Genomic DNA, 13,615 nt, shown 5'->3' on the forward strand with positions numbered 1-13,615 from the left:
GGAACATTCCACCTGATGACCCACGCCTTCTTCAAGGCCTGCCTGTTTTTGGGCGCTGGTTCGGTGATCCACGCGGTCCACACCCAGAACATCCATCACATGGGTGGACTCTCGCGTAAGATGAAAATAACTTCGATAACTTTTGTAATAGCTTCGCTGTCAATCGCCGGAATCTTCCCGCTTTCGGGGTTCTGGTCAAAAGATGAAATTATTGCTTCTGCCGAAGGTCACCCGTTTTTCCTGGTGCTGGCAATCGCGGTTGCTTTCATGACGGCGTTTTATATGTTCCGGCTTGTGTTTCTGACCTTCTTTGGAGAGCCCCGAGACCAGAAAGCACACGATCACGCCCATGAGTCTCCGTCGACAATGACCTGGCCGTTGATCATTCTGGCTTTTCTGTCGATCTTTGCCGGATGGGTCGGGATTCCCTGGTTGCCCAAAAACTTCGGCTCTTTCGTGTTAGATTACGGCCATCACGATCATCATGTGCATTTCAACTGGATGCTGGCCGGAATATCGACTGTTGTCGCCGTCAGCGGTATCCTGCTGGCGTACCTGATGTACATTCGCAGGTCGATCTCATCGGAGAAGCTGACACAGCAGTTCAAAGCGATACATACGTTCTTGTTCAATAAATGGTTCTGGGATGAAATTTACGATACGATCGTAATCGGACCGACCTTGTGGGCGGCCGGTTTTTTGGCTGTCTTCGACAAGCTGGTGATCGATGGTATCGTGAACTTCATGGGCAAGTCGACTTTAGTGCTGTCATGGGTATCCAACCTGTTTGACCGCTATGTGGTCGACGGCGCGGTCAACGGGGCGGGTTATGTCACCCGCGGGTTCGGATTATTGTTCTCCCGCTTCCAGACCGGACGAGTATTCAACTATGCCTTCGTGATAGTGCTGGGCGTGGTAGTAATTTTGATCATTAAGTTATTCTAATAGAGACGGTAAACATAAGGAGTGCATGCTTATGGAATCTTTTTCATTCCCGATACTGACTTTGATGATCTTCATTCCGCTGGTGGGGATGATCGTTCTGGCCTTCACAAAGCAATCCCAGTTGACGGCGATTCGCACTATCGCTTCGATTTTCAGCGGTATACCGATGATACTGGCGGTCATCCTGCTTGCCAATTATAATCCTTCAGGTGATTTTCAATTCGTCGAGAAAGTCTCCTGGATTCCGTCTTTGAATATTAACTATTTTCTGGGCGCCGACGGGGTGTCCATGCCGATGCTGGTATTAACTGCACTCCTTTCTTTTATATCGATCGTGGCATCGTTTGGAATCACGCACCGCGCCAAGGAATACTTCATATTCTTTTTGCTTCTGGAAGTTGGTATGATGGGTGTCTTTGCGGCACTCGATTTCTTCCTCTTCTATATCTTCTGGGAAATTATGCTGGTTCCGATGTACTTTTTGATCGGAATCTGGGGCGGGCCTCGTAAGATCTATGCCGCCATTAAGTTCTTTTTGTACACGTTGTTCGGATCGATTTTCATGCTGGTCGGCATCCTGATACTGTATTTCTTCGCAGTCGAACCCGGTTCAGCCGGCGAGGTGGCCCGCAACCTGCATACTCTCGATCTGACAGTTCTGGCCAGCATGGCCCAGAATGAAAACGGCCTCTTTTTGAGAGAAGGCCTCCAGCTTCTGGTCTGGATGTTCTTCTTCATCGCCTTCGCGATTAAAGTCCCGGTCTGGCCGTTCCATACATGGTTGCCCGACGCTCACGTGGAAGCGCCGACTGCGGTTTCAGTCATCCTGGCCGGTGTCCTGTTAAAGATGGGTACCTATGGTCTGCTGAGAATTTCATTTCCGATTCTGCCCTACGGCACCGACTATTTCTCGAAATTCATGGCAGTCCTGGGGGTGATCGGCATTATCTATGGCGCGCTGGTGTCGATGGCACAAAAAGACCTGAAAAAACTGGTGGCTTATTCCTCGGTTTCGCATATGGGCTACTGCCTGCTGGGAATGAGCGTCTTCTCCTATTTCGGTGAGCCGTTTATCGTCGGCATATCCGGCTGTATGTTCCAGATGGTTTCCCATGGCCTGATCACCGGCGCACTGTTCCTTCTGGTCGGGGTAATCTATGACCGGGCTCATACACGCGAGATTGCAGCCTTCGGAGGTCTCTGGACCAAGGTGCCGGTCTACGGCTCCCTGATGACATTCTTCTGCATGGCATCTCTGGGGCTACCGGGCCTGTCCGGGTTTATTTCAGAATTTCTGGTATTCGTGGGAGGTTTCGCCCAGTACAAAGTCCTGACCGGTATCGCGGTTATCGGCGTGGTCCTGACCGCGGGTTACTTCCTGCGCATGATTCAAAAAGTGTTTTTGGGACAGTTCAATGTCAAATGGTCGAATCTGACTGAAATCAATTTCCGCGAGATATTCACAGTCGTGCCACTGGCAATCCTGACCATCATGATCGGTATCTATCCGCGCGTTTTGTCTTACATGATGGATGATACCCTGATGAAGCTGTCTGACAAGATAATTAACGGCGTCAATATCGTTAAGGGGATACTTGGATGAGTTCACTGTACCGTCTCGACCTGATGGTTCCGGAGCTGTTTCTGTTCTGCTGGGCCATCCTGATATTCACTGTCGATCTGTTCATACTCAAAAAGAACAAGACTCCGCTTCTTTATCTTACGCAATTCGGATTTCTGGCTGCCATGGCCCTGGTGGTGATAACTCCCAGTGGGCCGGAACAGGTCTCATTCGGATTCATGTTCTACAATGACAATTTCGCTTCATTTTTCAAGATAGTCTTGCTACTGGCCGGTTTCATGGTGGTCTCGAGTTCTCATGAAACTGTCAAAAAGTATATTACTAATCCGGGCGAATACTTCGGGTTGCTCGCTATCTCTACTGTCGGTATGATGTACCTGGTTTCTGCTACCGAGCTGGTATCACTGTACGTCGCCCTCGAGCTGTCGACCATACCGCTGTTCGTTCTGGCGGCCATTCAGAAGAAGCAGATGAAATCATCCGAGGCTGGGTTAAAATACTTGATTCTGGGAGCGCTGTCTTCCGCTTTCCTTCTGTACGGCATAAGCTTCATCTACGGTATGACCGGTTCAACCGTCCTGGTTGAGGAATCGATCGCCATGCTTCTGAACAGCGGAAAAATTCAGTACGGTATGGTGCTGTCGTTGGTGTTCATCCTGGCCGGTCTGGGTTTCAAACTGGCGGTTGTGCCGTTTCATATGTGGGCTCCGGATGTTTACGAGGGAGCGCCTACGCCGATAACCGCCTATCTTTCAGTGGCCTCCAAAGCCGCGGCCCTGGCCGCTCTGGCGCGCATCATCTATGGTGTTTATACTGTCGGCACAGCCTCTGACCATTGGGGCCTCCTGATCGCTGTTCTGGCATCGCTGGCAATGATTATCGGCAATGTAGCCGCTATCCTGCAAAACAATATCAAACGCATGCTGGCTTATTCATCGATTGCCCAGGCAGGCTATATCCTGGTCGGCTTCGTCGCCGCCTCGCAACTAGGGATTTCCAGCATTTCGATTTACATATTCGCCTATCTGTTTGCCAACCTGGGAGCGTTTGCGGTCGTAATCGCCGCCGGCCATAAACTTGAAAGCGATCAAATCAAAGATTATGGCGCCCTGGTTAAAAAATCACCGTTTTTAGCGGCCTGCCTGACCGTGTTTTTGCTGAGCCTGGCGGGTATTCCACCCCTGGCCGGTTTTATCGCTAAATACCGGGTTTTCATGGCGGCGATCGAGAATGGAAACTACTTCTGGCTGGTCATGATCGCTGTCGCGACCTCGGTGGTTTCGATATTTTACTATGTTCGCGTAGTCAAGGAAATGTTTATAACCGAAAAGAGCCCGCTCGACAAGGAAGGTGAAACTCCGGCCCGCTGGCAGTTGTCCTCACCGGTAACCGTCGCTATCTTGATCGGGCTGATCGGTACACTCATCGTAGGGATATACCCACAGCCGTTTTTGGATCTGGCCGACACTGTCACTCAGTCTTTTGTCTATTGATCTTGACATCGTCAAAGCGATGGTTTTATTACGGCTGGATGACGTTATGAATCACAATGAACTGACTGATATATCGCATGGCTGGCCGGCAACCGGCAGGCTGATAATTTATCCCGCATTGCTTATTCAATCAGGTAATTGCTACCTGATTTTATTTTACCGGATGGTAATAGACCCGGATTATCATCGCTATTACAATATCGCCTCCGGCAGGATGGTTGACAGCAGAAAATTTTTCTCACGAATTGGTGTCTCGATAATCGATCAATTTACTTTACCCGAGCGGAATCCGGCCGATAATAAAACAGGGGTCGAAATTTGAGTATGAAACTCAGCCAGCTTTTAGACAGGGATCTGATTGTGCCTGATCTGAAGGCACGAATCAAATACGAGGCGATTACTGAAATCCTCAACCAGATAATCGGCAAGTACCCTTTTCTAAACCAGAGAATCATCACCGAGAGAATCATCGAACGAGAAAAGATCGAGGATACTTCCTACGGTCGCGGATTCGCCTTTCCCCATGCCCGTACAGACGCGGTCGACCGTATGTATATTGCCCTGGGAATCTCCAAGCAGGGTCTCGAGGACCGCACCTCCGACAACCAGAAGCTGCACGTGGTCTGCCTGATGCTGACTCCCTCTAAAATTTCCAAAAGCTATCTGCAGACCCTTTCGGCTTTTGCCAACCTGGCCCGTACACCGGGCCACACCGAGAAGCTTTTGACTTCTCGCGGGGTCGATGATATCATGGGGGTAATCGACGACAGCGGTGTTGAAATCAAGCGTGAGCTGACGGTTTCGGACGTGATGAAGCGCGATGTGGTCACGGTCAATCCGGACTGCAGTTTGAAGGAAGTCGCCAATGTTCTCTTCGAGCACCGTATCTCCGGCATCATCGTTATCGATGATGATGATATAGTGGTTGGTATGATCGACAACCGCCAGCTTGTCAAGGCCGCCCTGCCCGATTACCAGTCATTGATTTCCAACCTGGCGATGTCCTACGATTCCGAATCGTTCGAAAATATCCTTCGGACCGAGGAGGATGTCAAAGTATCGCAATTGATGGATACCAATGTCGAGACACTGGGCGAAAACACTTCCGTGGTCGAAGCGGCCGCGCTGATGCTTTTCAAAGACCTCCGAAGGGTGCCGATCGTCATCGGCAAAAAACTGATCGGCGTAATCACGATTTCTGATATAGTCTCCAAAATTATCCGCGGTTAATCAGCTTCCGTTCATTTCATCCGATTTATTTTGTAATCGCCAAAAATTCTTTGTATATAGCGATCGTTTGTGGATTCTGATATGCTGATGATAATTATATACATACTTTCAGGCGGTGTCCTGCTCTATTTCGGCGGTGAATGGCTGGTGAGCGGATCTTCATCTTTTGCTCTTCGGCGGGGTGTCTCCAAGCTGATCATCGGACTGACGATTGTCGCTTTCGGCACTTCTGCTCCCGAACTGTTTATCTCCAGCGTGGCCGCCTTCAAGGGCAGTGCCTCGATTTCTATCGGCAATATCATAGGTTCCAATATCGCCAATATAGGACTGATACTCGGCTTCTCCGCACTCATATTTCCACCTCAGGTATCGGCAGTTTCAATCAAGTTCCAGGTGCCGTTCGCTATCGGGGTGGCGATTTTACTGCTGTTGCTTTCGCTGAACAGCTTAATCGGACCGATCGATTCTCTCGTGTTTTTGGCAGGCTTTGTATTCTTCAACCTTTACTGCGTGAAGAAGTCCCGTGAGGGCGTGATCAAAGTCGAAACCGAGGTCTCCGGTGTTTTGCGCAGTCGTTTCCACGATTACCTGTTCGTAATACTGGGCCTTTTGGCACTCCCGGCCGGATCGGAACTGTTCGTGCGCGGGGCTATCGACCTGGCGCGTTTGATCGGTGTTTCCGAATTCATGATCGGCCTCTCACTCGTGGCTTTGGGGACTTCACTGCCGGAACTGGCTACCTCGATCGTGGCCGCCGTACGCAAGGAATCTGATATCGTGGTCGGCAATGTGATCGGATCGTGCATTTTCAACATCCTGCTGGTAATGGGTGTGGTCGGGCTGATCAAGCCGGTCAGAGTCCCCACAGAATCACTGTATATCGATATTCCGCTTATGATCGTGATTACTATAGCCCTCTATCCGATGTTTTCTTCGGGCAGGAAAGTCAGTCGGCTGGAAGGAGTAATGCTGCTTTCGGTGTATGTCGGATACATCGTGTTTGTTGCCCTTAGAGGATAATAAATTATTCTCCCATAAGCATTTACATCTTCACAAAAATACCGATATTATCAGTGAATAACTCTGTTACGCAGGTGTATCTATTCTGAGATGAACAGGTTTTTGAAAATATCATGGTTTGGGCTGATGGGATTAATGACAGTTCAGATCCTGTTTCATTATCCCGAACTGCCCCAGAGAATGGCCTCCCATTTCGATTTCAGCGGAAAGCCGGATGACTGGATGGATAAGACTACCTTTTTTGTAGTCTGGATCGCTATGCTGGCGTTTATGAACCTTATGGTTCCGCTGGTTAACTGGTTAATGAAGAAAGCTCCCCGCTCTTTGATCAATGTGCCAAACAAAGAAATCTGGATGGGAACTGAAAGCAATCTCAAAAAGCTGTCTAAAATCCTGGAAAACACGATGCTTATGATGATCCTGGGAGTGGATCTGATCTTTCTCTATGCACTGCAACATACCTATGAGTACAACACTACTGGACAGGCTGAACTTATGACAGGCTTCTTAATCGTAATGATTGTGGTTGTGATGATTATACCGCTGGTTTACCTGTTCAGGGCTCTCAGAGTCACCCCGGAAATACGCCGTCGCTACGAACTTGAAAAAGCCCGACAGTCGAGCGAATAAAAAAACCGGGCAAACCAACTGGTCCGCCCGGTTAAATAATCGCACATCAATCAGTTTTTCTTTTTGAATTTCTCCATAAATTCGGCCAGTTTTTCCGCGCCCTTGAGCGGGAAAGCGTTGTACATCGAAGCTCGAATACCACCCACCGAACGATGGCCCTTGAGGCCGTGCAGGCCTTTTTCCTTGGCCTTGGCGATGAATTTCTTTTCGAGCTCTTCGTTTTCCATGCGCATGGTGAGGTTCATGATCGAACGATCCTTGACTTCTGCGGTACCCTTGTAGTAACCGTCGGAGTTGTCCATGGCCTCGTAAATCATGCCCGCTTTTTTGCGGTTGATCTCCTCGACTTTCTCCAGACCGCCCTGTTTTTTAACCCAATCCAGCACAAGTTTAACCATGTAAATCGGGAAAACCGGCGGGGTGTTGAAAAGGGAATTCTTCTTGATATGGGTGCCGTAGGAAAGCATGGTCGGCAGACCCTCTTTGGCCTTGGCCGCGAAATCCTCGCGCATCAAAATAACAGTCACGCCCGACGGTCCCAGATTCTTCTGCGCGCCGGCATAGATCATGGCAAACTTACTGACATCAAACTTGTAACTGAGTATGTCGGAAGACATATCCGCCACCAGCGGAGTTGCGCCTGTATCCGGGAAATTGTGCCACTGCGTGCCCTTGATGGTGTTATTGGTAGTGATGTGCAGGTAGGCCGCGCCATCGGTAAGGTTGTAGTTTTCCGGGATATAACAGAAATTCTTGTCCTCAGAAGATGCTATCACATTGCCTTTGGCAATGATATCAGCTTCCTTGATTGCCTTGGTCGACCAGGTACCGGTGTTGATATAATCAGCTGAACCGCCGTCCCCAATGAAATTCATCGGGATCATGGCAAACTGCAGGCTGGCGCCGCCGCCCATAAAGAGGATATGGTAATTATCCGGAATCCCCAGAAGCTCCTTGAAAAGAGCCTGGGCATCGGCCAGCACACCCTCGAATTCGGGCGAGCGATGTGAGGTCTCGATGATCGACATTCCGGTATCGCGATAATCAAGAAATTCTTTTTTAGCTTTTTCGAGCGCATCCAGCGGAAGAGTCGCCGGGCCGGGATTGAAATTGTACACTCTGTCTGACATGGTGCACCTCTTGTTTTAAATGTTAATCAAGCTTGCCATCGACAAACTTTCCGATCAATTCCTCGATAATATCACCTATACGAAGCAGGTTTTCTTTTGTGGACGCTCCGATATGCGGAGTCAGAACCGTGTTGGGAGCATCGGTCAGGGGTGTGCTCTCGGGCGGATCCGAATACCAGACGTCGTTGCCATAGCCCGCGATCTTGCCCGACTTGAGAGCCTCGGCCACATCTTCTTCAGCCACGGTCTTACCGCGACCGGTATTGACGATATAGACGCCGTCTTTCATCTTGGCGATCATGTCCTTGTTGACGATGCCTTTAGTCTCGTCAGTCAGGGGCAGATTGAGAGAGAGATAGTCGCAACGCCCCAGCATACCGCCCATATCGGTCTGCATCTCCATCAACTCATGGGTCGTGACAAACGGATCGCATCCCAGAACCGTCATGCCAAAACAGCGCGCGCGACGGGCGACCTCGGTGCCGATACGACCGCATCCGATGATCCCCAGGGTCTTGCCATAGAGTTCGGTGCGCTTAAGCTGTTTTTTAGCCCACTCGCCTTTTTTCATAGTGTTATCACCTTTGACGATATTATGGGGCATAGCCATCATCAGGGCCATAGCCAGTTCAGCTACCGCGATCGAGGATGCCGCGGCGGTATTATAAACTTTTACACCTTTGGTCTTGGCGTATTCAAGATCGATATTGTCGAGCCCCACGCCACCCCTTATGATAAGCTTCAGGTTCGTGGCGGAATCGATATACTCTTTGGTGCATTTGGTCTTGGAGCGCACCAAAACCACATCAGCTTCGGCCAGCTGAGACTTGTCATCGGTAACCTCGCCGAATTTCGACAGCTTGTCAGGAAGCCCGGGATCGAAAGCATCGGAAATCAATATCTTCATGATCATCTCCTGTATCTTTATTTATCTTTGCTCTCTAAAGCAGATGACTGACCATACCGCTTCTCAGTTTTGGTTCAAACCAGGTCGACTTGGGTGGCATCACCTTGCCGGCGTCGGCCACATCGATCAACCTCTCGACAGAAGTCGGGTACAATGAGAAAGCCACTGCGAATTTGCCGGAGTCAACCAGGCGCTTGAGTTCTGAGTTGCCACGGATTCCGCCCACAAATTCGATACGCGGATCGGTTCGGGGATCGCCGATACCCAGCACCGGTTCTAAAAGGTTGGTCATCAGTATATTGACATCCAATGCCTCAAGTACGCTGTTGATCATGAAAGTGCCCGGCCTGGGGGTCAGCATATACCAGTCCCCGTCGAGATACATACCGAATTCATGTTCGTTTTCAATGGAAACGGTCTTATCGAGCTTGTCGCAGTTGAATTTCTCGCCGACTTTCTGCAGAAATGTATCCTTGTCGAGATCATTCAGATCGGTTACCACACGATTGTATGGCAGTATCTTCAGCTGGTTGTCGGGGAAAATCACTGACAGAATCCAGTTGTAAGGTTCATCTCCGGTATGCTTCGAGTCTTTTTCTTTGCGCAGTTTACAGACATTGGAGGCGGAGGCTGTGCGGTGATGGCCGTCGGCGATGTAGGTAGCCTCGAGCTTTTTAAAGGCATCGACCACACGCTGATTGAAATCCGTATCATCGACTACCCAGAGCTGATGGGTTACCTCATCGGGAGTTGTGAAATTGATCAGCGGTTCTTCCGAAGTTGCCTCCTCCAAAAGACCATCCAGGATCGGTTGATGCTTGTAGAGCAAAAACACGGGCCCCACCTGGGCGTTCATGACATCGATCAGCTTAGTACGGTCGGCCTCTTTTTTGGGGCGGGTGAATTCATGCTTTTTGATTCGTCCCTGGTCGTAATCTTTGACCGATGAAAGACAGAAATATCCGGTCTGGGTATGTCCTTTCCAGACCTGGCGATAGATATAAAGCGAATCCTGATTATCCTGGACCAGTATTCCCTCTTCGATAAAGCGTTTGAGATTGTCACGGCCGGTTTGATAGACCAGATCGTCGTAAGGGTCAGTTCCCTCCGGCAGATCGATTTCCGGTTTATTGATATGTAAAAACGTATACCTGTTTTCGCCGGCCATGGTGCGGGCTTCCTCCGATGAGAGAACATCGTAAGGTGGAGCCGCCACCTGTTCCGCCAGTTCAACTTTTGGCCTGAGTCCCTTAAATGGTCTAATCGTAATCATAGCATCCCCTAAAGCTTGTCGACCTCCTGAAAGTAGAGATATATTTCCTTAAATCAGGCTGAAATTTAAGCATTTCGCCTCAAATTGCAAGTGATAAGTTTGCCGGTTTTGTGTAAAATAGCTGTTGAATTTTGGCCCGGATTAAATTATTTTCGTTTGATTAAGTGGGAGAATTTATATGCATAACATGACGCCTAAGAAGATGTTTTTAACCCGCGGTGTGGGGATTCATAAAGAAAAACTGAATTCATTTGAACTCGCGTTGCGCGATGCAAATATCGCCATGTACAATCTGGTCACGGTCTCCTCGATTCTTCCGCCCGGAGCAAGAATTATCCCCAAGAATGAGGGACTCAGCCTCCTCGAACCGGGTCAGGTAGTCTATGCGGTCATGAGCCGTAACTCCACCGATGAGCCTAATCGCCTGATTTCAGCCTCAGTGGGAGTTGCAATTCCACAGGATCGTAAACAGTACGGTTACCTGTCCGAGCATCATGCCTACGGCTGGACCGGCCGTCATGCCGGCGATTATGCCGAGGACCTTGCGGTTGATATGCTCGCCACTACTATGGGACTGAAAATCAACCTGGATAAGAGCTGGGATGAAAACCGCGAAATCTGGAAAGTTCAGGGCAAGATTATCCGTACACGCAATTCTACTCAATCCGCAAAGGGTCATAAGTCCGGTAGCTGGACAACCGTAGTAGCCGCCGCCATCATGATTCTATAATCCGGGAGGGAAGAGATTGAAGAAATACCTCGATACGCCTACACAACCATTCGAAGTCGATAAAAACTCCGATGTCTCCGATCTCCTCGAAAATATGAAAAAGATATCGTTTCAGGGTCGTACCCTGGCGCAGACATATTCGATCTGGAAAAAGATGTTATCAGAGAAAACTTTGATCTTTCTGGGATTGTCGGGCGCTATGGTACCCGCCGGGATGCGCGAAATTTTGGTCTACCTGATCAAGAATCGATTCATCGACTGCCTGGTTTCTACCGGGGCCAACCTGTTTCACGACGCCCATGAGTCCATGGGGCATCACCACTATATAGGCAGTCATCTGGTCAATGACACGGCATTATTCGAACAAAAAGTGGACCGCATTTATGACACCTTTGCCGATGAAGATGAATTCCGCAAGCTGGAAAAACATATCGACGACTGGGCCCATTCCAATCTCGATCTGTCTCGCGCGTATACCACACGTGAATTCTTCTATCTCTGGGGCGAGTATCTCAATAGCGTCAAAAAGCAGGACGGTATCTTGACTTCCTGCTATGAAGCAAATGTCCCGATCTACTGTCCTTCGATCGCGGATTCCTCTTACGGTATTGCACTGGCTGAACGCTTTAAGCGTGGTGGCAGAGTAGTCTTTTTCGATGTCATCGGCGATGTCGAGGAAACCGCTCTTCTGGCAGCCGAGGCACCCCAGACCGGGGTTGTATATTTAGGCGGTGGCGTACCGAAAAACTTCATCCAGCAGGCCGAAGTGACAGCGATAATCCATCTCGGCTTCGACTCCCCCGGGCACAGATACGCGATCCAGGTTACCACCGACGCTCCCCACTGGGGGGGATTGTCGGGATGCACTTTCGATGAAGCGGAATCCTGGGGCAAAATCGCCGAAGAAGCGGAAACTGTCACCTGCTACGCCGATGTTACCATCGCCCTCCCGATCCTGGCCACAGCACTGGCGCAGGGCGCAGAAGATATTGCCAGAAAGAGAAGCAAACCAGGTTTCTCAATGGGCAAAAAACTCGAGTTCAGCTACTGATTATGGCCGGCTTCTGCGGACATCAATTCAATTTTCTGGGGCTTTCCGATGATGAATCAGTTTATGATAAGTCACGCTTCGTGATACTTCCGGTACCCTATGAACAGACCACCACTTTTGGCAAGGGAACTGCCGACGGCCCGCGCGCGATAATATCCGCCTCACACGAGGTCGAGCTGTTCGATGATGAGCTACTGAGTGAACCATACCATGCCGGGATTCATACTCTGCCCGAAATGGAAATTACCGCATCCGGCCCCGAAAAGATGACAGAATCAATCTACAAGAATTCATTGCCACTGATCGAAAACGGCAAGATCATCTGTATGCTGGGAGGCGAACACTCGATATCGTCAGGCCTTGTTCAGGCATACCATGAAAAGTATCCGAGTCTTTCGGTTTTGCAATTCGACGCTCATGCTGACCTGCGTGAGACGTACCAGGGTCAGAGGTTTTCTCATGCCTGCGCGATGAAGCGGATTCGGGATTATGTGGATAAAACCGCTGGAATCGGAATCCGCAATTACTCGAAAGAGGAGTATGAGCTTATCCAGAAGGATAATATTCCGATTGTGTCCGGATCAGAACTGGATATGCCTGACAAATGGCTGGATGATATTCTCAGCTATCTCACTGATGATATCTATATAACTATCGACTGCGACTTTTTTGATCCCTCCCTCATGCCCGGGGTCGGCACTCCCGAACCGGGTGGTGGCAGATGGTATCCGACATTGAATATCCTCAAAGCGGTGGCAAAACGCAAGAACATAGTCGGTTTCGATGTGGTCGAACTGATGCCGATTCCCGGCAGTTTAGTCTCCGAATTTACCGCCGCCAGGTTAATCTACAAGCTGATCGGATATATCACAGAGCTGTAAGTCCAATCTCGCTTCTGAGATTTAAAGTCGATTTTTATGGCAAATTGCAGTCTCCCGACTAAGGCCGAACGCTCAAGACGTGCTATAACGAATCCGGGCTTTGCAGATCTTCTATATTACAAGCATGGCTCAAACCTTTAGGTAGATTCGAACCATCGAAAACATCAAACTGCGGAGAGAGTTCTGTTTTATGGAGAATCTGATTCAATTTGCCAGGACCGGTTTGAGCATTTCATGTTCCTCGGTCGCTACCTGCCCCATGACATCCTCGATCACTCCGCCGAAGAGCTTGCTCATCAAACCGATATTCATGGCTGAGATCATAACCTCACCGGAAGCGGTCTCATAGACTCCAACGCGACAGGGCATCATAGCAGTAACCTTCTTGCGCTCATCGGAGGATAATATCTTATGGGCATGTTCCGGCTGACATAACGAAACCACCTTCAGCTTAAGTATATCCGTGGTGTAACCGTCCTCGGCCAGGCTCTTCTGCAGGTCATAAATTTTTGGTACCTTCCAGCCCTTTTCGAGAGCGCTCTGTTTGATATGGTCTACAGTCTGTTCGAAATCGAGTTTGCTCTTCTGCACTGTCAGCATCATCTTCGGCATAAACATTTTAACGCCAATTAAAGTTAATCCGATGCCGAGCACGAACCCTGTCAGCAGAATCAAAATCTTCATGTTATTCACCTCATAAATTTGTGCTTTTACTGTTTAGATTGATTCAGGCGGGAAAGGAT

Annotated in this window: 14 protein-coding genes; 10 read left to right on the top strand and 4 right to left on the bottom strand. The window is 49.3% G+C overall.

Going from position 1 to position 13,615, the window contains the following annotated elements; all coding sequences use genetic code 11:
• The 7 genes from GF404_07940 to GF404_07970 all read left to right on the top strand — a co-directional run.
• The coding region (locus tag GF404_07940) for an NADH-quinone oxidoreductase subunit L (GenBank protein MBD3382112.1) at positions 1–945 on the top strand (945 nt) is incomplete at its 5' end.
• A 31-nt stretch (positions 946–976) separates the two neighbouring features.
• Positions 977–2,548, top strand: coding sequence for an NADH-quinone oxidoreductase subunit M (locus tag GF404_07945; GenBank protein ID MBD3382113.1), 1,572 nt, complete (start codon positions 977–979; stop codon positions 2,546–2,548).
• Positions 2,545–4,020 carry an NADH-quinone oxidoreductase subunit NuoN gene (gene nuoN, locus GF404_07950; GenBank protein MBD3382114.1) on the top strand — a complete coding sequence of 492 codons (1,476 nt, stop codon included), beginning with the start codon at positions 2,545–2,547 and terminating at the stop codon, positions 4,018–4,020. Before GF404_07945 ends, nuoN begins: the two co-directional genes overlap by 4 nt.
• A 46-nt stretch (positions 4,021–4,066) precedes the next feature.
• Positions 4,067–4,342, top strand: coding sequence for a hypothetical protein (locus tag GF404_07955; protein MBD3382115.1), 276 nt, complete (start codon positions 4,067–4,069; stop codon positions 4,340–4,342).
• The gene (locus GF404_07960; GenBank protein MBD3382116.1) at positions 4,339–5,250 is read left to right on the top strand and encodes a CBS domain-containing protein; all 912 of its coding nucleotides are present in this window, start codon (positions 4,339–4,341) and stop codon (positions 5,248–5,250) included. Before GF404_07955 ends, GF404_07960 begins: the two co-directional genes overlap by 4 nt.
• A gap of 81 nt (positions 5,251–5,331) precedes the next feature.
• Positions 5,332–6,270, top strand: coding sequence for a calcium/sodium antiporter (locus GF404_07965; GenBank protein ID MBD3382117.1), 939 nt, complete (start codon positions 5,332–5,334; stop codon positions 6,268–6,270).
• 90 nt (positions 6,271–6,360) lie between these two features.
• Positions 6,361–6,900, top strand: a complete 540-nt coding sequence (locus GF404_07970; GenBank protein MBD3382118.1) for a DUF1648 domain-containing protein — start codon at positions 6,361–6,363, stop codon at positions 6,898–6,900.
• Between the two features lie 50 nt (positions 6,901–6,950).
• Here the strand turns inward: GF404_07970 and serC are convergent, their stop codons facing one another.
• Genes serC through GF404_07985 form a run of 3 tightly spaced genes read right to left on the bottom strand, consistent with a single transcriptional unit; the run spans position 6,951 to position 10,210 of the window.
• Complete coding sequence (gene serC / locus GF404_07975; GenBank protein ID MBD3382119.1) at positions 6,951–8,030, bottom strand: 3-phosphoserine/phosphohydroxythreonine transaminase; 1,080 nt, start codon at positions 8,028–8,030, stop codon at positions 6,951–6,953.
• A 22-nt stretch (positions 8,031–8,052) separates the two neighbouring features.
• Positions 8,053–8,937: a hydroxyacid dehydrogenase gene (locus GF404_07980; protein ID MBD3382120.1), complete on the bottom strand. Its 885-nt coding sequence runs from the start codon at positions 8,935–8,937 to the stop codon at positions 8,053–8,055.
• 34 nt (positions 8,938–8,971) lie between these two features.
• On the bottom strand, positions 8,972–10,210 hold the full coding sequence (locus GF404_07985; protein ID MBD3382121.1) for a DUF1015 family protein: 1,239 nt from the start codon (positions 10,208–10,210) through the stop codon (positions 8,972–8,974).
• Positions 10,211–10,397: 187 nt separating this feature from the next.
• Here GF404_07985 and GF404_07990 point away from each other — a divergent pair, with 187 nt between their 5' ends.
• From GF404_07990 to speB, 3 genes are read left to right on the top strand one after another with little or no spacing between them, the layout of a single operon-like run.
• Positions 10,398–10,940 (top strand): arginine decarboxylase, pyruvoyl-dependent, encoded by a 543-nt coding sequence (locus GF404_07990; GenBank protein MBD3382122.1) that lies wholly within the window; start codon positions 10,398–10,400, stop codon positions 10,938–10,940.
• 16 nt (positions 10,941–10,956) lie between these two features.
• On the top strand, positions 10,957–11,991 hold the full coding sequence (locus GF404_07995) for a deoxyhypusine synthase (GenBank protein MBD3382123.1): 1,035 nt from the start codon (positions 10,957–10,959) through the stop codon (positions 11,989–11,991).
• A gap of 2 nt (positions 11,992–11,993) precedes the next feature.
• On the top strand, positions 11,994–12,872 hold the full coding sequence (gene speB, locus GF404_08000; protein ID MBD3382124.1) for an agmatinase: 879 nt from the start codon (positions 11,994–11,996) through the stop codon (positions 12,870–12,872).
• A gap of 204 nt (positions 12,873–13,076) precedes the next feature.
• Here speB and GF404_08005 read toward each other — a convergent pair whose 3' ends face one another.
• Entirely contained in the window at positions 13,077–13,556 is a 480-nt protein-coding gene (locus GF404_08005; GenBank protein MBD3382125.1) for a DUF302 domain-containing protein, read from the bottom strand.
• Positions 13,557–13,615: the final 59 nt, after the last annotated feature.

The sequence above is a fragment of the Candidatus Zixiibacteriota bacterium genome (assembly GCA_014728145.1).
Lineage (GTDB): Bacteria > Zixibacteria > MSB-5A5 > JAABVY01 > JAABVY01 > WJMC01.